This is a genomic window from Aminiphilus circumscriptus DSM 16581 (genome assembly GCF_000526375.1).
In the GTDB taxonomy this organism is placed as follows: Bacteria; Synergistota; Synergistia; order Synergistales; family Aminiphilaceae; genus Aminiphilus; species Aminiphilus circumscriptus.
Window position 1 is genome coordinate 643,564 of the sequence record NZ_JAFY01000005.1, and the last position, 24,660, is coordinate 668,223.

The 24,660-nt window shown below is 61.3% G+C and carries 16 protein-coding genes and 1 pseudogene; 12 read left to right on the forward strand and 5 right to left on the reverse strand.

The window, feature by feature from the left end; genetic code table 11:
• Nucleotides 1–379: 379 nt before the first annotated feature.
• Nucleotides 380–1,117 (forward strand): annotated as a pseudogene (locus tag K349_RS20125) (diaminopimelate dehydrogenase); the annotation flags it as partial.
• 168 nt (nucleotides 1,118–1,285) lie between these two features.
• Here K349_RS20125 and K349_RS20130 read toward each other — a convergent pair.
• Complete coding sequence (locus K349_RS20130; protein ID WP_084460357.1) at nucleotides 1,286–1,663, reverse strand: response regulator; 378 nt, start codon at nucleotides 1,661–1,663, stop codon at nucleotides 1,286–1,288.
• A gap of 107 nt (nucleotides 1,664–1,770) precedes the next feature.
• Here K349_RS20130 and K349_RS18100 point away from each other — a divergent pair, with 107 nt between their 5' ends.
• From K349_RS18100 to K349_RS0110405, 10 genes are all read left to right on the forward strand, one after another.
• Nucleotides 1,771–3,753: a sensor histidine kinase gene (locus K349_RS18100; RefSeq protein ID WP_084460340.1), complete on the forward strand. Its 1,983-nt coding sequence runs from the start codon at nucleotides 1,771–1,773 to the stop codon at nucleotides 3,751–3,753.
• A gap of 58 nt (nucleotides 3,754–3,811) precedes the next feature.
• Nucleotides 3,812–4,699, forward strand: a complete 888-nt coding sequence (gene dapF, locus K349_RS0110365; protein WP_029165733.1) for a diaminopimelate epimerase — start codon at nucleotides 3,812–3,814, stop codon at nucleotides 4,697–4,699.
• A gap of 107 nt (nucleotides 4,700–4,806) precedes the next feature.
• Nucleotides 4,807–6,438 carry an ABC transporter substrate-binding protein gene (locus tag K349_RS0110370; protein ID WP_169731339.1) on the forward strand — a complete coding sequence of 544 codons (1,632 nt, stop codon included), beginning with the start codon at nucleotides 4,807–4,809 and terminating at the stop codon, nucleotides 6,436–6,438.
• Nucleotides 6,435–7,652, forward strand: a complete 1,218-nt coding sequence (locus tag K349_RS0110375) for a MalY/PatB family protein (RefSeq protein WP_029165735.1) — start codon at nucleotides 6,435–6,437, stop codon at nucleotides 7,650–7,652. Before K349_RS0110370 ends, K349_RS0110375 begins: the two co-directional genes overlap by 4 nt.
• Before the next feature lie 137 nt (nucleotides 7,653–7,789).
• Entirely contained in the window at nucleotides 7,790–8,950 is a 1,161-nt protein-coding gene (locus tag K349_RS0110380; protein WP_029165736.1) for an ABC transporter substrate-binding protein, read from the forward strand.
• Nucleotides 8,951–9,072: 122 nt separating this feature from the next.
• The gene (locus K349_RS0110385) at nucleotides 9,073–9,945 is read left to right on the forward strand and encodes a branched-chain amino acid ABC transporter permease (RefSeq protein ID WP_029165737.1); all 873 of its coding nucleotides are present in this window, start codon (nucleotides 9,073–9,075) and stop codon (nucleotides 9,943–9,945) included.
• Nucleotides 9,946–9,994: 49 nt separating this feature from the next.
• Nucleotides 9,995–11,728 carry an ABC transporter permease subunit gene (locus K349_RS19990; protein ID WP_029165738.1) on the forward strand — a complete coding sequence of 578 codons (1,734 nt, stop codon included), beginning with the start codon at nucleotides 9,995–9,997 and terminating at the stop codon, nucleotides 11,726–11,728.
• Nucleotides 11,718–12,527, forward strand: coding sequence for an ABC transporter ATP-binding protein (locus tag K349_RS0110395; protein WP_084460342.1), 810 nt, complete (start codon nucleotides 11,718–11,720; stop codon nucleotides 12,525–12,527). The genes K349_RS19990 and K349_RS0110395 overlap by 11 nt, the downstream gene beginning before the upstream one ends.
• A gap of 397 nt (nucleotides 12,528–12,924) precedes the next feature.
• Nucleotides 12,925–14,244: an MFS transporter gene (locus K349_RS0110400; protein ID WP_245588029.1), complete on the forward strand. Its 1,320-nt coding sequence runs from the start codon at nucleotides 12,925–12,927 to the stop codon at nucleotides 14,242–14,244.
• A 798-nt stretch (nucleotides 14,245–15,042) separates the two neighbouring features.
• On the forward strand, nucleotides 15,043–15,492 hold the full coding sequence (locus K349_RS0110405; RefSeq protein ID WP_029165741.1) for a methylglyoxal synthase: 450 nt from the start codon (nucleotides 15,043–15,045) through the stop codon (nucleotides 15,490–15,492).
• On the opposite strand, the gene K349_RS0110410 is transcribed toward K349_RS0110405, so the two are convergent.
• From K349_RS0110410 to K349_RS0110420, 3 genes are all read right to left on the reverse strand, one after another.
• Nucleotides 15,486–16,436, reverse strand: coding sequence for an EamA family transporter (locus K349_RS0110410; protein ID WP_029165742.1), 951 nt, complete (start codon nucleotides 16,434–16,436; stop codon nucleotides 15,486–15,488). The two genes, K349_RS0110405 and K349_RS0110410, sit on opposite strands and share 7 nt — an antisense overlap.
• 311 nt (nucleotides 16,437–16,747) lie before the next feature.
• Entirely contained in the window at nucleotides 16,748–17,077 is a 330-nt protein-coding gene (locus tag K349_RS0110415; RefSeq protein ID WP_029165743.1) for a DHCW motif cupin fold protein, read from the reverse strand.
• A 159-nt stretch (nucleotides 17,078–17,236) separates the two neighbouring features.
• Nucleotides 17,237–18,220 carry a TIGR00266 family protein gene (locus K349_RS0110420; RefSeq protein WP_029165744.1) on the reverse strand — a complete coding sequence of 328 codons (984 nt, stop codon included), beginning with the start codon at nucleotides 18,218–18,220 and terminating at the stop codon, nucleotides 17,237–17,239.
• A 664-nt stretch (nucleotides 18,221–18,884) separates the two neighbouring features.
• Here K349_RS0110420 and K349_RS18110 point away from each other — a divergent pair.
• A complete protein-coding gene (locus K349_RS18110) occupies nucleotides 18,885–21,653 on the forward strand; it encodes an EAL domain-containing protein (RefSeq protein WP_274703390.1) in 2,769 nt (922 codons plus the stop codon).
• Nucleotides 21,654–22,063: 410 nt separating this feature from the next.
• Here K349_RS18110 and K349_RS18115 read toward each other — a convergent pair whose 3' ends face one another.
• A complete protein-coding gene (locus K349_RS18115) occupies nucleotides 22,064–23,839 on the reverse strand; it encodes a methyl-accepting chemotaxis protein (RefSeq protein WP_029165748.1) in 1,776 nt (591 codons plus the stop codon).
• Nucleotides 23,840–24,660: the final 821 nt, after the last annotated feature.

Here is a 24,660-nt window from a genome sequence, read left to right on the forward strand (position 1 = left end):
GGAGCGGGAACAATCCTTGGGGAGAACGCATGGAGAAAGTCCGTTCAATTCGGGCTTCCCACCTCCAGCCCGCGCATTCGCGCATTCCGACCAACGAGCGTTTTTCCGAAAGATCGTTCCACATGTCGTCTTGGGCTGACTCCTTCAGGAAAACACTCATCATTGATGAGTTTGCCATGCCCGCATTGTAGGTCCGCGGAACATTTGTGTCAACCTTTCCACAATTCAAGCTCTTGCAAGTAGTGTTCCAAAGGGGCATTGACAACGTTCCGGGGGATGTTCTATAGTTTCCCCGCTATTGCTCATCAGTGAGCAGTGATGTTGTTTCTTATCCGCAGGTTCCAAACGAGAAAGGCGGCGGAAGACTACTATGGAAAAGATGCGCGTGGCGATCGTTGGATTCGGCAATGTGGCCCGGGAGGCCCTTGCCGCCGTGGAGGCCGCTTCGGACATGGAAGCGGCGGGAATCGTTCTCAGGGACCCCAAGAAAGCGGCCTCTCTTCAGAGCGAAACGAAACTTCCCGTGGTCTGCGATGTGGACGAACTCGGCGAGGTGGACGCGGCAATCCTGGCCATCGCCAGCCGAGCCATCCCCGAGGTGGCGCCCCACTACCTCGCGAAAGGGATCAACACCGTGGACAGTTTCGACATCCACGGCGAGGCCGTCATGGACCTCCGCAGGAAACTCGACGCAGCAGGCAAGGCGGGCGGGTCCGTCGCGGTGATCTGCGCGGGATGGGATCCCGGAACTGACTCCGTGGTCCGGGCCGTTCTCGAGGGAATCACCCCGAAGGGCATCACCTACACGAACTTCGGCCCCGGCATGAGCATGGGGCATACCGTGGCGGTCAAGAACATTCCAGGTGTCCGGGACGCTCTCTCCCTCACCCTCCCCAAGGGAACGGGACTCCACAAACGGCACGTCTACGTGGAACTGGCACCCGGTGCGGACTTCGAAGCCATCCGGAAAGCCATTCTGGAAGACCCCTATTTCGTTCACGACGAGACCCACGTCTATCCCACCGAGGACGTGAAACAACTGATCGATCTCGGACACGGCGTCCTCATGGAGCGCAAGGGTGTCTCGGGAAGATCCCACAACCAGCGCATCAGCTTCTCCATGACGCTCATGCAAGGCCGAGGACCCCTACGGCGACACAACAAAAGCGTCCCATACGCGGACAGGCCCCTTCCCGAAGGGAAAGAGCCTGTCCGCGTATGGAAAACGCTCTCGAGTAGCAGCACCGACGCCTTCCGGAGAGACAAAGCGCCGACGTTCTCTTCGTCAGGGAATACCCAGAATGAGTTTCACCCGGGCAAGAAGATCGTCGGGATCAAAGGGCTTCGTTATGTATTCATTCGCCCCTGCTTCGGCTCCCTTGCGCCTGTCCGAATCCTGACACTTCGCCGTGAGAAGGGCCACATGCACGTCCTCCATCTTCCATACTTTCTTGATGGTGTGGCAGACGTCGAAGCCGTTCTTCCCGAGCATCATCACATCGAGAAAAACCACCCTCGGGTGCTCCTGTTCCACAATGCGCAGCGCCTCGTACCCATCCTCGGCGAAGAGAAGTTCCACGCCATCCTTCCGGAGTGTCTCGAACACTCTGGCAAGAAGGAGCCGAATGACGGGGGCGTCATCCACCACCAGAACCTTTCCCATGCCATGCACCTCTCCCTTTCCGGGAAACGCGAACTTTTCTTCCGAAACATTCCTCACGCTCCGCTTTCTCTCGACAAGCGAACGGGACGTACGGAAACAAGTCTATCATGGAAGGGCGACATCTTATGCACCGGAAGAACGTGAAGGGCGTTTCCCTTTCCCGTCATCTCGCCGTACAGGCCGGAGGCATCCTCGTGGTGGCCCTCCTCCTTCTCCTTGTGGGTGTCCACGTCATCGACCAGTACACCATGCAGGAATTCACCGCCGGCTTCGAGCGGGAGGCCGTGGAAAAGGTGACGCAACTCCTGGAGGAACTCGAAACACAGGCCGCCGATGTGGAACGGAACTATCAGGCTATTCTCTGGAACACCTTCCGTTCCATACAGGACTATCTCTATTCCCAAGGAACATCTCTTCGGGAGCTGCCCTGGGGCATTCTGGAAAACCTCATCGCAGAGGCGGAAATGGCAGTGGAACAGGAAAAACACATCCCCTTCAATGGGCAGATGGAGTTCATCCTTTACGACGAAACCATGAAGGTTCGCCATTCGAATCGCTTCGCCGACGGAAGGCCCGCGGACAGGCGTACTCGTAGAACCGTGCAGCTCATGACCCTGGGTGAAATGCGTCTGGAGCGCCTCGAACTGGGTGACGTCTCGTCCCCGTCACTCATCTGCGGCACCTGGTTCAACCTGGACGAATGGATTCTGGAAATCCGCATCACCCTTCCGGAAGAACTTTTCGATCCATTCTTCCGACGCATCGCCACCATGCAGGGGCTCTCGTTCATCGCCGCGACGGGAATTTACTCCGCAGAAGACGGAATTCCCGCGTGGAAGGGATTTTCTTCCTCCGCTCCAGGATTTTCCGTTTTTGCTGAGGCTTTCCCCCCCAGGGGAAAAGGAGCGCGCGTCTCCTGGGAACGCGACGACACTTCCACCAAATACCGCATTGTGCTTCCCTGGACGGGGACCGAACAACGCTCAACCTATTTCCGCACTCCTCAGATCCTTTTCATCCAACTCGATTTCGATGCCATGAAGAACATCTTCTCCAGACACCGTGCGGCACTCCTCGGCGTGATCATCCTCTTCTCCGCCGCCGTGCTTCTTCTGTTCTGGAACGTGGCCAACGAGACGTCCCGACCTTTTTCACGCATCGCCGAGGAAATGCTCCGTTTTGCCGCCCTCAAGGAACGCTTCTCCAGGAAGAATTCCTCGGGAAACGCCCGCATCACCGAAATCATCGATCTTGAGCAGGCCTTCGATTCCATGTCCGAAGAAGTAACAGCAAGCCTGGAGAAAATGCGCCAGGCGGACAAAATGAAAAATCACTTCCTCTCGGTGGTCTCCCACGAACTGAGAACACCTCTCACGTCAATTCTCGGCTTCTCGAAGCTGCTCCGCCGCCGTCTCGAATCCGTCCTCCTCCCCGCCTTGCCGCCATCCGACGAAGGGGTTCGAGCCGTGAAGGACTCCATCGAAGAACTGGACATCATTTTTTCCGAGGCGGAACGCCTCACGACGCTCATCAACGATCTTCTCGACATGGCAAAGCTCGATGCGGGCAAGATGGAATGGCACATGGAATGGTATCATCTCAGCGAGGTGACGGAACAGGCCCTCGCCGCAACGAGGGTTCTTTTCAATGAAGACCTCGTCTCCGTGCGATCCTCCGTGTCCAGATCGCTGCCGGCTCTATACGGGGATCGCAGGCGCATTCTCCAGGTTCTGCTGAACCTCCTCTCCAACGCGGCAAAATTCACCCTTTCGGGCGAGGTTCTCGTTTCCGCAACACTTCTGGGCGATGAGGTCGAGGTGAGCGTCGCCGACACAGGCATCGGCATTCCACCGGAGAACCTGCTCTCCATTTTCGAAAAGTTTCGCCAGGTCAACGAAGGGCCGGAACAGCATCACCAGGGTACAGGACTAGGGCTTTCCATCTGCCGGGAAATCGTGGAATATCATGGAGGGCGCATCTGGGCGGAAAACGCCCCGAAGAGAGGGAGCGTCTTCCGGTTCACACTTCCCGTGAGGATCGGAGACGATGAAGAAACGTTTTCATCCCCACATTCCGTTCTTTTCCGATAGACATTCCTTCCAGCCCCTCGGAAGGAATGTCAGGCGCTGCAGGAAGGAGCAAGACATCATGGTACCCTTCACGAAAATGCACGGCAACGGAAACGATTTCCTCGTTCTGGAGAACCTTGGAACAGCTCTCGAAGACGACCTTCTCTCCGCTCTCGCAACGGCCCTGTGCGAACGGCGGCATTCCCTCGGAGCCGATGGCATTCTCGTGGTCGAGCCCTTCCGGGACAGGAATCTCCGTATGCGCATCTTCAACGCCGACGGCTCCGAGGGAGAGATGTGCGGCAACGGAGCCAGATGCTTCGCCCGTTACGCGGCAGCCCGGAAACTGGCACCTCCGGAGATGATCTTCGAAACTCTTGCGGGACCCATCACCGCCAACGTGACCGAGTCGTCCGTCATCATCGGCATGGGAAAGGTGTCTCTGAAGGAAGCGCTCTTCAACCACCTCTGGACCGACGGGGAACGCTCTCTCCCGCTCAACGCCCTTACCGTCGGTGTCCCCCACTGCGTCGTCTTTCCCGAGCATCCCGAGGAATGGACACCGGAACAAATCACGCTGCTCGGCAGAGCCCTCGACCGACCTACTCCGCTCTTCCCCTCGGGGACAAATGTGAACGTCGCCACAAGACTCTCTTCCTCCTCACTCCGCGCCACCACCTACGAGCGCGGCGTGAACGCCGTCACCCGCTCGTGCGGTACGGGCTCCATCGCCTCGGCACTCGTGGCAGCCCGCTTGTTCGGCATGGCGTCACCCATCCGGGTGGAAAACCCCGGGGGTGTGAACACCGTCCATTTCGAGGAGAGCGAGGAGGAACTGGTCTTCCGGGTCCGTCTCGAAGGAAGAACGACCTTCGTCGCCGAAGGCATGCTCTCCACCGAAGGGCTTCGGGAACGCCTGTCCCCAGAACATTTCGCACGCCTCGACAAGGCGATTCGCCACGGCTGACCATGTCTCCCCGGAGAGCCATCCCCGCCGGAGGCAAGAAGAAAATTCCTCCGGAAAAACAGGACAGGAACAGGCCGTTCCGGATCGAAAAAAGGCTTTCGGGACGGATGTTCCTCTTCCTGTGCCTTCTCCGGGTAGCCTTCACGACATTTCCCGCCATGGCCGGAGAAACTGCGGAAACGCGTTTCGGGAACGAGAAAGCGATTTTCGTCTTCGCCCGGGGCGGAGATTCCATCGACCTGGACCCTCTCACCATGGAGGACGCGGAGAGCGCCAAGGTGTGTTTCCAGGTCTGCGAACCCCTTGTCAGGATCGTCTTCACCCCGGCCGGACAGGTTCTTCCACAACTGACTCCATGGCTCGCCAGCTCTTGGGATGTGGCTCCCGACGGAAGGACCTGGACCTTCTTTCTTCGGAAAGGGGTGCTCTTCCACGACGCCACCCCCTTCGACGCCGAGGCGGTCCTCTTCAACCTGAGACGAGGCGTCGATTCCGGCCTCTGGCACTATGATTTCGAAAAAATGGAGGCACTGGACACCTGCACAGTGCGGTTGCGCCTCTCCGTCCCCGTCACTCCTTTCGTTTTTCTCTCGAACCTTCCGTTGATGGTTTCCCCGGAAGCCACCCGGAAAAGAGAAGAGGCGTTCCTCCGGGAACACCCCGTGGGAACGGGGCCGTTTCGCTTCAAGGAGTGGCGCAGGCGAGAGTACATCCTCCTCGAACGCTTCAACGACTACTGGGGTGACAAGGCTCGCATGGACGGCGTGCTCTTTCGTCTCATCGAATCCCCCCTGGAACGACTGACAGCATTGCGTTCCGGGGACATCGACGCCTTCGACGGCGTCACGCCGGAGGTGCTTCAGCGAATGACGCCCACGGATCGGGAACACCTCCGGCTCTTCTCCCAACCGGGCATGAATGTGGGGTTTCTCACCATGGACACGCAGCGCAAACCCTTCGATGACCCCAGAGTACGACGCGCCGTGGCCATGGCGATCGACAAGAAGCGACTCGTGGCGGAGGTTTTTCGGGGTCTCGGTATACCCGCGGAGAACATGGTCCCGCCGAACAGTTTCGCCTTCGCTCCGGAACTCCGTGCACTCCCCCATGACCCAACAAGAGCGAGGGCACTCCTCGTTCAGGCCGGACTCGAAAACGGCTTCGACACGGAATTGAACGTCCTCCCCATTCCGCGCCCCTACATGCCCGACGGCGATGGCGCGGCGATTCGCATCCAGGAAGATCTGGGTAGAGTTGGCATTCGGGTAACCCTCGTCCGCAAGAATTGGGAGGACTACCTGGATGATGCCTACAACCACCGATATCCGCTTCTGCTCGACGGATGGATCGGTACGACGGGAGACCCGGACGACTTCCTGTACGCCCTCTTCAGGAGTGACAGCGTAGACAATCTCAGTCGCTACAAGAACGACGACTACGACCGGTTCGTCATCAGCGCCCGCCGTTCCTGGGATCCGGAGGAGCGGTTCATCAGCTATTTCCGGGCGCAGCAGCTCCTTCGTAATGAGGTCCCCGCCGTTCCCCTGGCACACGGGTACAATCTCGCCCTGACAAGGAAAAACGTGGAAGGATTCCGCCTCTATGCCACAGGAGAATATCGTTTCTCGGAAATCTCGCTTACAATTCCATCCAAGGCGAAAGCACATAGAGAGTTTTCCGCACCCCCGGATCTTTCCGGAACAACGGCAACATTGCCGAAGGAGGAGAAAGACGAGTGAACGGACACATTTACGATTTCGACACGATCTACGACCGAGTTCCCACCTACGCGAAAAAGTGGCATCCATCCTCTCTGGAGCCGATCTTCGGCTCCGGCGACGTGCTTCCCCTGTGGATCGCCGACATGGATTTCGCGGCTCCACCTGAAGTGGTGGCGGCACTCCGGGAACGGACGGAGCATCCCGTGTTCGGATACACCATGCGTAGCCCCGCGTTCTTCGAATCCGTGGCGGCATGGACGGAACGACGCTATGGTTGGGAAATCCATCCCGACTGGATCGTGCCCTGCCCCGGCGTGGTTCCCGGCATCGCTCTGACGATCCGGGCCTTTACGCTCCCCGGCGAGGGGGTTGTCATCCAGAGCCCCGTGTATCCCCCGTTCTTCGAAAGCATCAACAAGAACAACCGCGTCACCACCGTCAATCGTCTCGTCGAAAAAAACGGAACCTGGGAAATGGATCTGGACGACCTCGAGAGATGTCTTGGAGAAAACGCCTCTCTGCTCCTCAGCTGCAGCCCCCACAATCCCGTGGGACGGGTCTGGAAACGGGCGGAACTCGAGGCCATGGCGGAGCGTGCGCTCCGCTCGGGAACACTTCTCGTCTCCGACGAGATCCACGCGGACATCGTCTTCAGAGGTCACGCACATCTTCCTCTGGCCTCCCTCGCACCGGAGGTCGCCGCACGAACGGTGACACTCCTCGCCCCGAGCAAGACCTTCAATATCGCGGGACTGCAGACGTTTCTGGCGATCATCCCTGACCCGGATCTGCGCCGTGCCTTCAGAAACGAACTGGAGAGCCTACACCTCGAAGGAGGCAATCTCTTCGGCATGCTCGCCCTCGAAATCGCCTACGGAAAGGGTGAACCCTGGCTGGAGGCACTCCTCGCCTACCTCGAAGACAACCTCGACTTCCTCGGAAATTTCCTGCGGGACCGTCTTCCTTCGGTCGGCTACGTCCGACCCGAGGGCACCTATGTGGCGTGGCTCGATTTCCGCGCACTGGGACTCGCCCCGGAGGAGCTGCAGCGCTTCCTCGTCCATGAGGCGCGCCTGGCCCTCAACGCCGGAACGAGCTTCGGCCCCGGCGGTGAAGGCTTCGCCCGCCTCAATTTCGCCTGCCCGCGGACGCTTTTGTCGGAAGCCTTGACGCGTCTCGCCGATGCCGTGTTCCGCCTGGAGGGAAGGAGGTGCTGCCCGACAGAGGCGTAACGAGCACTTCGTGACGTGCGCTTTGAGATCCCTGCCGGCGAAAACGGCAGGAACGGCGGCCGCATCCGGCGGCAATGCCCGTCGGAGTCCGGCATCACCGAGAAAGGGCAACAATCTCGAGGAGGGATTCGAAAGCCATGAAAAAGTTCGCGATAGTTCTCGCCTGTGCCGTGTTGTGTCTCTTCGTCGGTACCGCCCTTGCGGAGGAAGTCGTCAAGATCGGACACACCGTCTCTCTCACGGGAGGAGCCTCCATGTGGGGGCAGTCCGAGAAGCGGGCACTGGAGATGCTCATCGAAAAACTCAATGCCGAAGGCGGTGTGCTAGGCAAGAAAATCGTCCTCGTCTCCTACGACAACCGGAACGACGCGGTGGAAGCGGTGAACGTGGCACGGCGCCTCGTGGAGGACGGTGTCGTGGCCGTCATCGGCCCCGCCCAGAGCGGCAATGCCATCGCCTCGGCACCGATTTTCGAAAAGGCGCAGATTCCCATGGTGGTCACCACCGCCACGAACCCCTACGTGACGCTGGACAAGAAGACCGGAAAGATCCGTCCCTTCGCCTTCCGCCCCTGCTTCATCGATCCCTTCCAGGGAACCGTGGCGGCTCGTTTCGCCTTCCGCGACCTCAAGGCGAAGACCGCGAGCATCCTGTACGACGTTGGAAGCGATTACGGCCAGTGGCTCGCCAAATATTTCGAGGAGGCCTTCGTCAAGGAAGGCGGCAAGGTCGTCGCCAAGGAGGCCTTCCGCACGGATGAACTCGACTACCGGGCGCAGCTCGGCAAGATGAAGGAACTCAATCCCGACGTGATCTTCATCCCCACCAGCCAGAAGGAAGCGGCCATGGCGGCCAAACAGGCCCGGGATCTCGGTATCAAGGCGGTGCTCCTCGGCACGGACAACTGGGGCAGCCCAGATCTGATCGAACTCGGCGGTAGTGCCATCGACGGCGGCTTCTTCGTGAACCTCACGGACCTCGCGGATCCGGACATTCAGGACTTCGTCGCGGAATATCGCCAGAAGTTCGGCGAGGACCCGGTCCTTCCAAACCCCGTCATGGCCCAGGACGCGCTCCTGCTCATCGTGGACTCCATCAAGCGGGCGAATTCCTTTGAAGGCCCCAAGATCGCCGAGGCCATGGCCAACACGGTTGGACTCAAGGTCACCAGTGGCACGCTCACCATCGACCCCACCACCCATGATCCTCTGGACAAGCCCGCAGTGATCCAGAAGGTGGACGTGACGAACAACTCTTTCCCCTTCCACATGAAGTTCTATCCCCAGGACGTGAAGTAGCGGAGACCCGCCGGGAAACCCGGGAAAAAATCCCCTCTCCGACGCTGCGGGGATCGTTTTTTCGGAAACTCCGGAAAACGATCCCCGCAACGGGAGGAACGAATCAGGGAAAGGAGTCGCTCATGCTCCTGCAGACGCTCATCACGGGACTGTCCATCGGAGGGATCTACGCCCTCATGGCTGTCGGCTATTCTCTCGTCTTCAGCGTGCTCAACTTCAGCAACTTCGCCCACGGCGCAGTGATCATGCTCGGCGCCTACATCGGACTCGGGGTGGTTCGCTTTCTCGCTCCGGCCCTTCTTCCCGCGGTGGCCATCGCCATGATCGGCGCGGGCCTCCTCGCGGTTCTCAACGAGCGTCTCGCCTACTCCCTGCTCCGACGACGCAAGGCTCCCTCCCTCTACCTCATGATCAGCGCCATGGGATGCGCCGTCCTGCTGGAAAATCTCGTGTACGCCACCATCGGATCCCGTTTCTACGCCTACCCGGAGTTCTTCGCCACGTCGGTGGTGACCCTCGCGGGAAGCACCGTGAGCCTCCTGGATCTCTTCGCCTTCATTTTTTCCATCGGCGCCATCGGAGGACTGCATCTCTTCCTTACCCGCACCAAGACAGGAATCGCCATCCGCGCGGGCGTGGCGGACATGACCATGTGCTCCCTCATGGGGGTGAACCTGGACCGCCTCATCGCCGTGGTCTTCTTCCTCGCCGGAGCGTTCGCCGGTGTGGCGGGCATCTTCCTCGGCATCAAGTACCTGGTCTATCCCACCATGGGATGGATCACCAACAAAGCCTACATCGCCGCCGTCATCGGAGGGCTGGGAAGCCTTCCGGGGGCACTCATCGGCGGGCTCATTCTCGGCATCGTGGAAACCCTCGTCTCCACCTATATTTCCAGCGTCTATCGCGATCTCTTCAGCTTCGGCCTGCTCATCGCCCTGTTGCTCTATTTGCCCAACGGTCTCCTGGGACGCGAGACAGGAGAAAAGGTATGACCCAAGGAACGAAGCACATCCGTTCCCACGCCAAGGAGGCGACCCAAGCATGAACTACATTCTCTCCATCGTCACCCTCGCGTGCATCAACATGGTGGCCGTCCTCGGCGTAGCGGTCTTCACGGGATTCACCGGACTCTTCTCCCTGGGACACGCCGCGTTCGTGGGCATCGGCGCCTACACGTCAGCCATCCTCACCTACTACTACGACGCACCTTTCGCTCCGTCCCTCGTGGCGGGCATGATCGTCGCCGCCTGCGTGAGCCTCATCATCGGCATTCCCACCCTCAAGGCGAAACTGCGGAGCGACTATTTCGCCATCGCCATTCTGGGCTTCGGCGAAGGACTCCGGGTCCTGCTCGAAAATCTCGAGATCACCAACGGCGCCAGAGGGCTTCCGGGCATCGAACCCCACACGACACTTCCCGCGGTGCTTCTCGCTCTGGCGCTTTCCATCTGGGGCGTTCGGAACTTTCTCACCTCCCGATGGGGCAGCGCCTGCATCGCCATCCGGGAAGACCCCGTGGCGGCGGAAATGGCGGGGGTCAATCTCTTCCGCACCCGTCTCCTCTCCCTGCTCGTGAGCGCCGCCCTCTGCGGCCTCTCGGGAGGGCTTCTGGCGCATTATCTCTCGTTCATCCAGCCCGTCATGTTCACGCTCGTGCAGTCCACCATGCTTCTCGCCACGGTCATCGCCGGAGGCATGGGGAGCATCTCCGGCCCTCTGCTCGCCTCGTTCATCTTCATCGCCCTCCCCGAGGCACTCCGGGTGGCCCAGATCTGGCGCCTCGTCGCCTACGGACTCGTGCTGGTCACCATCGTGGTCTACCGTCCTCAGGGATTGATGGGTTACACGGAGCTTCCGACGGTTCTGCGAAAATTCTTCGCCCCAGGCAAATCTTCTGCGACGCTTTCCACCATGCCGGCTTCGCCTCGGGAAAAATCCACCGGAGCGGTCCCAAAGACCGAGACAGCGCCTTCCTCCTCCGGCGAGGGGGAGAAACCACCCCTGCTCCGCCTGGAGCACCTCACCAAGAACTTCGGTGGCATCCGTGCCGTGGATACTCTCTCTCTGTCCGTTCCCGAAGGAGCCGTCTACGGCATCATCGGGCCGAACGGAGCGGGAAAGACCACAGTCTTCAACCTCATCACCCGGGTCTACCGCCCCGATGCAGGAGTCATTCTTTTCCGGGAGAGATCGCTCCTCGGTCTCGCTCCGGACGCCATCGTCCACGAGGGCATCGCCCGAACGTTCCAGAACATCCGGCTCTTCAACCGCCAATCCTGCCTGGAGAACGTACTCACCCCCCTTCGGCAGCGCGCTTCCTACGGTGTAGCCTCGGCGATCCTGCACCTGCCCTCGGTGGGACGCGCCGAGAGGGAACTGAAAACCCGGGCCATGGAACTGCTCACCGAGATGGAACTCGCCGCCTACGCGGACGCACCGGCGGCAACCCTGCCCTACGGTCTCCAGCGCAAGCTCGAGATTGCCCGCGCTCTCGCGATGGGTCCCTCCCTCCTCCTCCTGGACGAACCGGCGGCGGGAATGAACCCCGAAGAGACCCGGGCGCTCTCCGCGCACATTCAGGAGATTCACCGGCGCTTCTCCCTGACGATCCTCGTGATCGAACACCACATGGACCTCATCATGCACATCTGCTCACGCATCGCCGTCATCAATTTCGGTGCCCTCCTCGCCGAGGGAACGCCCGAGGAGATCCGCAAGGACGAACGCGTTCTCGAAGCCTATCTTGGAAAGGGGAAGAGCGATCATGCCGCGTGAGTCGGATCACACCGTCCCGAACAGCGCCGCTCCCGAGACGGAGTCCGCCGGAACGGCTCCGGAAAGCGCATCGAAGCCCTTGCTCGTCGTGGAGGCCCTCGACGTGCACTACGGAAAGATCCACGCGGTTCGGGGCGTCTCCTTCGCGGTGGCTTCGGGAGAGATCGTGTCCATCGTCGGCGCGAACGGTGCGGGGAAATCCACCATCATGTGGGCGCTCACGGGAGTCGTCCGTTCATCGGGAGGTCGAGTCCTCTGGGACGGCGAGCCACTGCCGAAATCCCCCCACGAGGTCGTCCGAAAAGGACTGGCCCTCGTTCCGGAGCGGCGTCGCCTTTTCGCCCCCCTTACGGTTCGGGAAAATCTCGTCATGGGCGCCTATCTTCGCAAAGACAAGAATGTGGACAAGGACTACGAGCGGATCTTCACTCTCTTTCCCGTTCTGCGCCAGCGCCTCGGCCAGCTCGCGGGCACCCTTTCAGGTGGGGAGCAGCAGATGCTCGCCATTTCCCGGGCGCTCCTGAGCGCCCCGCGGATGCTCCTCTTCGACGAGCCCTCCCTGGGACTGGCGCCACGCATTGTGGAACAGCTCATGGAGACCATTGTGGAACTCCGCAATTCGGGCATCACCGTGCTCATGGTAGAACAGAACGCCGTGCAGGCCCTGGAGATCAGCGATCGGGCTCATGTCCTTGAAGCCGGAGCGCTCGTGAAGGGAGGAACGGGAAAAGAGCTGCTCGACGACCCGGCGGTGCGCTGCGCCTATCTGGGAGAAATCGCCCAGGATGCAACCGCCTGATATCCAGACCGCCGGAACGGAGCGCGAACCGACCTCGTCCTGGTAAATCTCTTCCGGAGCGGCCAGGAACAGAGCGACGGCCCCGAAAAGCAATGCCCCGGAAAACGCTTCCGCACCCGAAAACAGCTGCCGTTGCACTCCGGACGTGGAAATCCGGAGTGCAACGCTCCGAAAAAACCACACCCCATGCCCACCGGAGTTTTTGCGTCGGAGGATCGGCAGCCTTCTCGGAAACGGACTCGAATGGAACCGGCGTTTTGGTATGGTTTCGACGGTGCACCTTGGAGGAAACCAATACCGCCGATTCGTGTATAATTTCCGCATTATGGCTGCCGAACAGATCTCCCCAACGGGAAAAGCCTCTCCGTCCATGCCGCAGGCGCCCGCATCAGGATCCTTGCTACGGGCGCTCCGCTCCCGGAATTATCGACTCTTCGTCACGGGACAGAGCGTCTCCCTCATCGGGTTCTGGATGCAACGGATCGCCATGAGTTGGCTCGTCTACCGCCTCACCGATTCCCCCGTAGCCTTGGGAATCGTCGATTTTGTGGGACAGGTTCCCATACTTCTTTCCCTTTACACAGGCGTTCTGCTCGAAAAATGGGATCTCCGGAAGACCGTTTTCGTCTGCCAGTTTCTCTCCATGTGCCAAGCTTTCATCCTCGCGGCGCTGACGCTCACGGGGAGGGTCCAGTATTGGCACGTTGTGGTTCTCTCATGCTTCATGGGGTTCATCAATGCCTTCGAACTCCCCGCCCGACAGTCCTTCGTCATCTTTATGGTGGACGACAAACAAGACCTTGGGAATGCCATCGGTCTCAATTCCTCCATCTTCAATCTCGCACGGCTCCTGGGTCCCACCTTGGGAGGCATCACGATCGCCACTGTGGGCGAAGGAATCTGTTTTCTCCTGAACGGCGTTTCTTATCTGGCGACTCTGGTCGCCATCGCCCTTATGCGCCTCACCCGGAAGCCCATCGCAAAACCCGACGAAGAAGACGGCGTCCGACAGAGCAAGATGGCGGACTTCCGCGAGGGATGGCGCTACGTCACCACCTTCGAACCCATCCGGGACATCCTCCTCGCTCTGGCGCTCCTCTCCATCTTCGGCCTTCCCTACCTGATCCTGCTTCCCGTCTTCGCCCGGGAAATCCTTCACGGCGGTCCAAAAACGCTGGGTTTTCTCCTTACCGCATCAGGGGTCGGCGCATTGACGGGTTCGATCATGATCGCGCTCCGAAAGACTCCCGTCGGACTCAGCAGGGTTGTGGCCTATACGCTCACGGGATTCGGATGCGCCACCGGGGCCTTCGCCCTTTCCCGGTGGTTTCCGCTCTCCCTTCCTCTCATGGCGTTTGTGGGCTTTGCCATGGTGGTGACCCTCGTCTCCTGTAATACCCTCGTACAGACTCTCGTGGACGACGACAAACGCAACCGCGTCATGGGAATCTATATCTTCGCCCTCAATGGAATGGGCCCTGCGGGAAGCCTCCTTCTCGGCTGGCTTGCCTCCATCATAGGTGCACCACTCGCCCTTGCGTCGGGTTCCGCAATCTGTATCGTCACGGGCATCGTCTTCTGGCGCAGGCTGCCCCGTCTCTGGACCCAAGCCGTTCCCATCTACCGAGCAAAGGGACTGCTTCCCCAGGAAGACGCCTTCGAAAATGCCCCCTCCGCGGGGGCTGAACCGGCGTCCGCTTCGACCTCCACAACGTAGCCGAAAAACACTTTTTGGAAAGCGCTTCTTCTTTTGGTATAGCGATCAGCGATCCGAGTGACGTTGAGACTCTCGTGCTGGGGCTCGCGCAATACGCCGTTATAGCTGATGGCTTCTGTTTTCCGGTTGTTCTCCGGAAAACAGGAGTTTTTTATCTTCTTCGCTTTTTTGCTTCTGGGAGGAATGTTGAGAACTGTGTTCGCCATTGAGTCATGCAAGAGGAAGTTGCGTTGTGTGCGTCACGTTGTGCAAAAAGGTTTTTAGGGCCGCCAGCGGCCGCCAGCGGCGATGAGCCGCACTTTTTCAGGAGTTCTTTTTTTTTGTTTGATCAACAAATCTGTGTTGAGGTAGCGACTGGATTTCAGCATTTCAGCCATACCTCGTGGATTTTGACGCACAGTACCCGTACGTGTCGCTTGTCCTCCCGGTTGCTGCCGATGGGGAAATCTGTATCGTCCGGAAACGTCCCGCTCCGCTCTTAGAGGGTTCCTCGTAGCGGACGTCTGAATTCTGTACAATGCCCGTCCGTTGTCTTTTCGACGGAGAAAAAACGGTCTCCCGAAAATCGGCGCAGCACTTTCCACCTTCGACCGTTGCCTTTCCAACCCTTTGGAAATCTCTGAATAAGGCTGCGTCAGCCCCGCAGGGCGCCTCGCAGAGCCTGATGCGATCCGAGTCAAGGGAAAGCGAAAGGTTTTTATTCAGGGCTTCCTTTGGATTTACCCCAATGCCACGCCTAGAGAACGTCATGGTCTTTTCTGTAAAGATGAGAACACCTGTTACGAAGGAGGAACGAGCATGAAACACATCGGCCTCATCGCCCACGACGAATGTAAATCCGATCTTTTGAAATGGGTGGGGAAACACCTGACGGCCCTCGAACCGCACCATCTTTTCGCCACGGGAACCACCGGCGGGTTACTCACGGAGACCTATCCGAACCTCCTCGTCTCCCGTTTCCGCAGCGGCCCGCTTGGAGGAGACCAGCAAATGGGCTCGGCCATCGCCGAAAAGACCATCGACCTGCTTATTTTCTTCATCGATCCTCTGGGAACGCATCCCCACGATGTGGACATCAAGGCGCTTTTGCGCCTGGCGGTTCTCTACGACGTGCCCTCGGCCTTCAACGAGGCCACGGCGGACTTCCTCGTGTCAAGTCCGCATTTTCAGGGCCCCTACGAACCACACGAAAGGGACCATGGCAAATATCTGGCCCGCTTCGCCGCGAAAAATCGGACCTCTCAGTGACGGACAACCGCCTCTTCGGGACACTTGCCCAGGGGCATTCCGCCACCAGCCGTCCCCGTTTTCTTCCGCCCCAGAAGAACCAGGGCCACACCCACAAGGATGACGCCCATGGCGGCCAGGTGGTGGAGCGTTACGGTCTCGCCCAGCAGCCACCAACCGAGGAAAGAGGCGATGACGGGATTCGTGAAGGCATAACTGGTCGCCACGGAGGCGCGGGTGGTACGCAGCAGATAGAGATAGACGGAAAACCCCACGATGGATCCCAGCGTCACCAGGTGCAGCGCCCCGAGAATTGCCGCGGGCGGCAGGGGCCAGACCGGGCGTTCTCCCAGGAGCATGCCCACGGCAAAAACTTGCACTCCTCCCACGATCATCTGTACCGCCGAGCCGAGAGGGCGATGAAACGCCGGCAGGACACGGTTGAAGGATGAACCGATGCCCCATGTGGCCGCCGCGGCGAGCAGAAAGAGACTTCCCGTGAGATTGCCCCGAAGCCCCTGGTCGAGATGGAGGAACACCACCCCAGCCACACCTACGGCCATGCCCAGAAGTTCCGTCCGTCCCGGCATGGTCCGTTCCAACAGAGAACTTGCCAGCACCGCCCAGAGAGGCACCGTGGAGACCACCGTGGCAGTCATGGCGGAGGAGACCGTGAGCTGTCCCACGGTAGTAAAGCCGGACCCGCAGATGAAGAGCAGAATTCCCACCCAGAACGCCTGCCTCCACTCCCTTGACGTCATGGGAGGCTCGCCGCGGAAACGCAGCCATGCGTAGAGGATCACGCCGGCGACGAAGAAGCGTACCGCGTTGGCCAGAAAAGGCGGAAACCCCTCCAGGGCGAGGCGGTTCGCCAGGAAGATGGAACCCCAGCAGAGATAGAGGGTCACCAGGGCGGCCCAGGTCTTGAGAGAGAAGGAATCCTGTCGCGTTCTGCCGGATGACATGCGGAAAACACTCCTTTTGACGGATCGATGCGGGATGGACTGCCCGAGAGGAAGTCTACCACGAATCCGCCCCCCGAAGCGCAAACCCATTTCCTCAAAAGGGGCTTGAAGTGTCACGTCAAACGCAACGGAAATGGAGCCAGCTCCCGACAGACGGCCGCCAAACACCATGAAAACCCTTTTACACAACTTGACGCACACAACTTTTATTCAGGGCTTCCCTAAAAAGGGAACATCATGAAACGCGGCGGGCCAGAGCGCTTCCGTGCGGCTCCGGCCCGTTCGTCCTGCTTCGATTTTTTTCGATGCTCTCAGTCCACGATGAGGAGCTTCACGCCCTCCTCCGTGGAGGAACGGTGGGGCTCCGCTCCGTCCGCCACGAGGTAGCACATGCCCGGCGTCAGCTCGTACTTTCTGCCGTCCTTGAGCTCCGACGTGAAGGAGCCCTCCAGAACGTACACCACGTGTCCCTTCTCGCACCAGTGGTCCGCCAGATAGCCCGGCGGATAGACGACGATGCGCACCCGCACGTTCCCCTGTTTCACCACTTTCCAGAGGGCGTTGCCGCCGATGCCGCTGTGCTCCTCCGCGGGCAGGCTCTCCAGATCCACCGTCTGAAACGGAATGTCCCTCAGCTCCATGAACGCCTCTTCTCCTTTCCAACCCAACCTTCCGGCGCATTGCTCCGCCGGTCCGGCGGTGTGGCCGCGACGAAGAAGGGGAACGTCAACGGCCGCACGCGTCTTCTCTCTCGGTCGCGCGGAGATCCGCAGTGTTCGCGGCTCCTCGTCCGCGCCGCCTCAGTTGCCGTCGCCCCGGAAGAGGCCGCCGATATTGGGAAGAACGGATCCCTCGTCCTTGCCGCCCGAGCCCAAAAGCATTCGCGAGGCGAGCCGGGAGAAGGGCAGGGACTGGAGCCACACCTTGCCGGGTCCCTGGAGATGGGCGAAGAAAAGCCCCTCGCCGCCGAAGAGGGCAGTCTTGATGTTCCCCGCCTGGCGCACGTTGAACTGCACCGAGGGGGCGAAGGCCACCACGCACCCCGTGTCCACGTCGAGGGCCTCGCCGGGAGCGAGTTCGCGCTCCATCAGGGTGCCGCCGGCGTGGACGAAGACCATGCCGTCCCCGTCGAGACGCTGCATGATGAACCCCTCGCCGCCGAAGAGCCCCGTGAGGATCTTCTTCTGAAGATAGATGCCCACGGCGACGCCCTTGGCGGCGCAGAGGAAGCTGTCCTTCTGGCAGATGAGGGTTCCGCCCAGGTCGTCCAGATGCAGGGGAAGGATGTTCCCCGGATAGGGGGCGGCGAAGGCGACCTTGGCCTTGCCCTGTCCGGTGTGGGTGAAGAGGGTCATGAAAAGGCTCTCCCCCGAGAGGACCCGCTTGCCCGCGCCCATAAGCTTGCCCATGAACCCGCCGCCCGAGGACGAGGCGGACCCGTCGCCGAAGATGCTCTCCATGGAGATGCGGGGATCCTTGTACATCATGCCCCCCGCCTCGGCGACGACGCTCTCGCCGGGATCGAGCTCGATCTCCACATACTGCATCTCCGTGCCGAAGACGCGGAAATCCACCTCGTCGGCCTTGCGCCGGGCAACGGAGGGAGGTGGGGGCGGTGCCGCAAAGGCGCTCCGCAGCTCGTCCACGGCACTCATGGGAAGCCACTCCGCATAGCCCTGCCGCCAGGCGAATCCCGACGGGTCCTTCGCCACCCGCTCCGCCGCCTGTTCCGTCGTGTAGGGGCCTTCCTGCTTGCCGCCGTAACTCAGAAACCATTCCGCCATCGTCGTTTTCGCTCCTTCTTCATCGATATCGATATCGACGTCCATCGTTCTTCATCGGCCTTCGCCGAAAGGGCGAAGGCCGCGAAAACCTCCAAAAAGCGACGGGGCACCACAAAACCCCGGGCGGAGGCGATGCGCAGAAACAAAAATTCCGAGTGCAGTATAGAATGACTCGGCGGCTCCGTCGAGCGGCTTCGACAGCTTCCCGCACTCAGGGGACATCCATTTCCCGCAGATGTCGTTGTCGTTGCTGTTTCCATGTCCCCGGCTGTTTTTCTCACCCCTTTTCCAACGCAACGCCCTTTCCGGAAAAACCACCGGAATGCACACGCACGGGTTCTTCCGCTTTCTGTTATGATTGTGCAGCAAAGAAGAATACCCGCTTTAAGAACTCCAGGGAAGGCAGCTTTCGGTTTTTGCGCAAAACAAGCGCGCAGGAAGGGGGCTTCCGTCATGTCCGTCCGAAATCCGTTCCCGTCCCCTCTCCCCCCCGACTCCGACAAAACCGGCGACGCCCGGAGCACCTCCACATCCGGCACGGCGGCGCGGCGACATCTCTTTCTGCGCACTTTCGCGCTCACCATGCTCCCCGTGGCGGTTCTCCTCGCCCTGCTCGCTTTCCTCATCTTCCGACAGGTCGTTCCCACCCTGAAAAAAAAGTCATCTGCAGCAGAAGCGCGAACTCTGCCGACGCCTCGTACAGGTGCAGATCTCGGACCTCCGTGCCCGGGCCGAAGACGTCCGCCGGGGGCTCCGGCAGCTCGAAGAAGTTCAGGACCGGGCGTTGAGCTTCCTGAGACGGCACCGCTTCGGCGACGAGGGAAAAGACTATTTCTGGGTCATGGACGCCCGCACCATGCGCCTTCTCATGCACCCCTACCGCCCCGACCTGGAGGGTGTGGACCCAAGCACCGCCCAGGGACCGGACGGCAACATGCTGCTCGACATCACGACCCGAATCTCCAGGGCTGTGGACAACCCCGGGAGAGCGGGGTACGTGGACTACAAATGGCACCTCAAGGACCAGCTCGACGTGGTGGCGCCCAAGATCTCCTACGTGGAACTCTTCGAGCCCTGGGGATGGGTGGTGGGCACAGGGGTGTATCTGGACGACGTGGCGGCGGATCTCGCCGCATGGCGGCAGCGCCTCACCGACATGGGTCTTCTTGCGCTGCTCGTCGCCTGCGCCATCGCCCTTCCCCTGAGCTACCGCTCCGCCGCGCTCCGGAGCCGCGAGAAGGAAGCCCAGACGACCATCCGCCGCACGGAGGAGCGCTTCCGCACGGTCTTTGCGACCAGCCCGATGGGCATCGCCGTGAACCGCATGAAGGGGGGCGCCTTCCTCGACGTGAACCCCGCCTTCGAGCGCCTCACGGGATTCTCCCGGGAAGAGCTGCTCGGACGCAACGCCCTGGAGGTGGGTATCTTCGGGGCCTCCCAGACGCAACAGCTGAAGAAGTTCTACGAGACCATCCGCAGGGAGGGCCAGATCCCCCGGTACACGGCGGTGGCCTACCGGAAGGACGGAGCGGAGCTGCACATCCTTCTCTCGGCATGTCTGATCGACGTGGACGGTGAAACATGCCTTCTCACCACATCCATGGACGTGACGGACGCGCACCGCCTGGGCGAGGCCAACGCGGAACTCGAGGCGCGCATCCGGGAGCGCACGGAATCCCTGGACGCCCTGGACGAGGCGTTCCGGCAGAAACTGCGCGCTCTGGACCGGGCGGAGCGGCAGCTTGCCCTGGCGACCAAGGTCTTCGAGCACGCCGACGAAGCGGTGATGATCACCGACCGGGAGGCGACCATTCTCTCCGTGAACCCAGCCTTCACGGCCATCACGGGCTATTCTCCCGCGGAGGCGCTGGGCAGGAATCCCCGCATCCTCAAGTCAGACCGGCACGACAAGGCGTTTTTCGAAGAGATGTGGCAGACCCTCGCGGAGCACCATTCCTGGAGCGGCGAAATCTGGAACCGACGCAGAAACGGCGAGGCCTTTCCGGCGATGCTGCACATCGTGGCCTGCACGAACGACGAAGGGGAGGTCACCGAGTACATCGGCACCCTCCAGGATCTGAGCGAGCTGCACAGCAGCCGGAACAAGCTGCTCTACCAGGCCTTCCACGACGGGCTCACGGAACTGCCCAACCGCTTTCTCTTCGAGGAGCGCCTCGCTCTTGCCTGTGAGAACGCCCAGTCGAGCGGAGGCATGCTCGCGGTGGTCCATCTGGGCCTGGATCGCTTCGGAACGGTGAACAAGACACTGGGCTTTCCCACGGGCGACGCACTCCTCCGGGAGGCAGGAGAGCGCCTTCAGGAGACGGTGGAGAGCAAAGCGGAGGTGGCCCGCTTCGGCGGCGACGAGTTCGTGGTACTCCTTTCCGGCGTGGAGGATCTGGGGCAGAGCGTCGGCACGGTGGAGCGCATGCTCGACGCCCTGCGACGCCCCTTCGTCCTGGGGACGGAGGCCGTCCAGGTGAGCGCCAGCGCCGGAATGGCCCTGTACCCCCGGGACGGAGAGACGCCGGAGATGCTGCTCCAGAACGCCGCCCTCGCCATGGAGCGGGCCAAGCGCGAAGGAGGCAACACCTATCGCCTCTTCACGGAGCTGCTGGACAAGCAGGTGCAGCGCCGTCTGCGCCTGGAGGCCCAGCTCCGCCGGGCCGTTGCCACGGGAGAGTTCGTGCTCCACTACCAGCCGAAAGTCACGGCGGACAGGGGGTTCCCCGTGGGCGCGGAAGCCCTCCTCCGCTGGCGAGACGAAGAGGGACGCATCGTCTCCCCCACGGAGTTCATTCCCCTCGCGGAGGAGATCGGCGAAATCGGCCGCCTCGGCGCCTTTGCCCTCGAGACGGCGTGCCGCACCGCCCTGGAATGGCAACGGAGCGGACACGATCTGGTCATGGCGGTGAACATTTCCCCCAAGCAGTTCGCCGGAGACGATCTGGTGGATCTCGTCCTCGACACGCTGTCCCGCACCGGGCTGGACCCGACGCGGCTGGAGCTGGAGATCACCGAATCGGCCTTTCTGGAAAACCCCACCGCCACGGTGCGCGCCATGGAGCGCCTCGCCTCCAAGGGCGTCCGCTTTTCCCTGGACGATTTCGGCACGGGATATTCCTCCCTGTCGTACATCCGCTTCCTGCCCCTGGCGGGGATCAAGATCGACCGCACCTTCATGACGGACCTGGCAGGAGAACGGACCAGGGCCATCGTCTCCACCATGATTCACCTCGCCCGGGAACTCCGCCTGGAGCTGACCATGGAGGGCGTGGAGACGGCGAAACAGCTCTCGCTTCTGCGGAATCTCGGCTCGGATTTCTTCGTTCAGGGCTATCTCTTCTCCCGCCCGCTCCCCGAGGCGGACGCCCTGACATGGATCCGCACCGCCGCACAAAGACCGGACGAGGAAAGCCCTCGGGAAGGCTGAGGGGCGTCGTCAACGATATGGACGCGTGACAAAGGACGGAGGACAGGATCGCACGGAAAGTCGCAATTGCAATCTCCTGAGGAGGCGCGACGGACACGCGATCAGGGGCGGAAGAGGAGTCGCGTATCTTCTCCCCTTCTTTGTCACGCGTCGCGGGATGCGCATTTCCGGCGAGAAAATTGACGAACAGGGAAGAGGTCGGAAGCGCCTCTTCCCTGTTTGCGTCTGTTTTTCCAGGCCAAAGACAAGGTTTCACGCGGCCGTTTTCCATCCGGCCCTTAGGTTCACGGGACGTCGCTCTTTCTCGTCAACCACAGCAAGGGCCGATCGGTTCGCGGCGCTGTCTCATCCTGAACACGTGGTGCGATGAACGTGTCGGAACGGTCGCTCCGGCGATGCCAGAGCAGGCGTTATTCCGGCAGGGCAACGAGTTTCTGGTCTTCCTCCCGGGCGTTCGAACCCGTCGCCGTCCGGTCGAAGCGGAAGAAGGCCATGCGCGCCTCCAGGTCGGCGCCGAGACGGGAGAGTTCCTCCGCGCCCTGGGCGAGGCGCTCCGCCGCGGCGGCGATCTCGCCCATCTGGTTTCGCATGGTCACCCCCATGGAAGCGGCGTTGTTCACCTTTCCCGCCATGTCCTGCACGGCCCCGGCGATCTCCTCGCTCGACGCGGCCTGCTCCTGGGACACGGCGGCCACGTCCTGGGACGCCAGGGCGATGTGCTCCAGCGCCTCCAGAATACGGCCGATGCGGACCTGTGCCTCCCGGGCGCGCTCTTCCGCGGTCTTGCCCAGCTCCCGGTTGCGCTTTGCTCCGGTGAGGACCGAATCCAGATCCCTGGCGATGATGCCCGCCAGCTCCGCGATGTTCCGCGAGGCACCGTTGGACTCCTCCGCCAGCTTCCGCACTTCCTCGGCGACCACGGCGAAGCCGCGCCCCGCCTCGCCAGCCCGGGCCGCCTCGATGGCGGCGTTCAGCGCGAGCAGATTCGTCTGGTCCGCGATACCCGAGATCTGGGACACGAACTGCTGGATCTTCGCCGCCCGTTGGGCCAGCTCCTCCGCGGCCTTCGCGGAGTCCTCCACCTCCCGGGCCATGGCGGTGATGCTCTCCGTGGTGGACTGCACCGCCTCGAGCCCCGCGTCGCCAGCGTTCTTCGCCTCGTTCACCTGCTCCGCCACGTCGCCGCCCCGCGTTGCGGAAGTCTGCGCTCCCGCGGCGACCTCCTCCACCGAGGCGTTGATCTCCTCTCCCGCGGCGGCGAGGCTCTCCATGATGCTCCCCACCTGCTCCGCTCCGGCGCGGGATTCCTCGACTCCCGCGTTGGTCTCCTCCGCGAGGGCGGAAAATTCCTCCGCCGTGGCGACGACGCCGTCGGCGGTCTCCGCCACGGAACCCACGGCCTCGCGCAATGCCGCAGCCATGCGCTCCAGCGCGGCGGCGATGCGGGCTACCTCGTCCCTGCCCTCCTCGGCGAACCGTACTGTCAGGTCACCTCCGGCAAAGCGGTTCACGAGCCCTTCAAGCCGTGCGAGAGGACGTGTCAGCCCCAGGGTGACGAACCACCCCACAAGCAGGGCCAGCACCAGCGAGGCGACGGTGAGCAGAAGAAGAGTCTGCGCGGCGCTTTCTCCCTTGGCGAGGGCGGCCTGTTCCAGGGTCTCGGCGTTCTTCTGCAGATGCTCCGCGAGCTGGAGAAGCAGGCGCTGGTAGGACGCGCTCGCGGGAGCGGCCTGCTCCTGGTAGAGCGCGTAGGCCTCGGTGTTTTTCCCCTCCATGGCCAGGTCGATGGCTCCCTTTCTGGCGGAGCGATAGATCTGGGCGGCGTCGCGGATGCGCATGAGCAGATTTCGGGAGCGCTCGTCCAGCTCGCTCTTCTCGATGGTGGTCAGGTTCACCTCCACCAGGTTGACGATCTCCTCAAGACGGGCGAGGATGCGCTTTCTCTCTTCCGGATCGGAACTCAGAAGCAGGGCGAAGGCCTGCCCTTCCGCGAGAGCGGCCTGGGCGCGGACTTCCTTGGCCGCCAGAGCGGGAATCATGGCGTCCTCGTAAAGCCCCTTCAGGCTCTCGCCGGAATCGCGGGCCGTCTGGTACCCCACGAACCCAACCAGGGCCGTGAAGGCGAGGGAAAGGAGAATGAGCAGAAACACCTTGCCGAAGGTCTTGACATTGCGGAGCCAGGACATGAAATCACCTCATCGAAAAAGAGATTGCGGCGGCGCCTCGAAACCGGCCACAACCGGCCCGACACGTCCCGCATCACGGAGGTTCCGCCTCATTGCATGAGGAAACGGCACACGGGAGAAAGCTCTTGCGACGACAAGGGAGATGGCCCCACAAAACAAGGTCTGAAGTCATGTAAAAAACAGTTTTTGTCCCGGAGCAGAGAGAAAGACCCCATGTTCGTGAAGAAAACCCCAGAGAGTGTAGCAAAAAAAACCATATACTGTCCACCATGTTTGTTCATTATGTGACAAAGGAACCATGTCCCGGCGGCGAAGCCTCCGGAAAAGATCTTCCGTCACGGGAACGGAATAAAGAGCGCCCCGGCACGCCTCCGGGGGGTAACCCCCGCGATTTCGGACCGAGCGAAGCAAGGAGGCGCGCAAGGGACAAACAAGGAAACAACAAAGACCCCGGCGAAGCATCTCTCCGCCGGGGCTTTTTCGGGTCGTGTCCGTCACGTTGTGCGGAAAGGCCGTCACGGGATTCGGCGGGCGGATCCAAAAGCGAGTTCCACACGGCGCTTCCGGAGCGAGTGCTGCGACGGCGGCGGAGGGTTCTTTCGGGACGCAACCGTCGTCATGGCCACAAAAGTCTGCCGACGTGAGCACTTCGGCGGCAGTGGATTTCTCCTCCGAGGGATCTCGTCGAGCCCGTCCGATCAGCCGCTTCCGCCGAAAAAACGTACCGCTTCCGGATCGCACCCCCGCGCCCCCGGAACAGCCGTAGAGAACGGGATGGAGAACGACGGCAAGTGCCCCGCCGCGTCTCAGAGGGCTCAGGA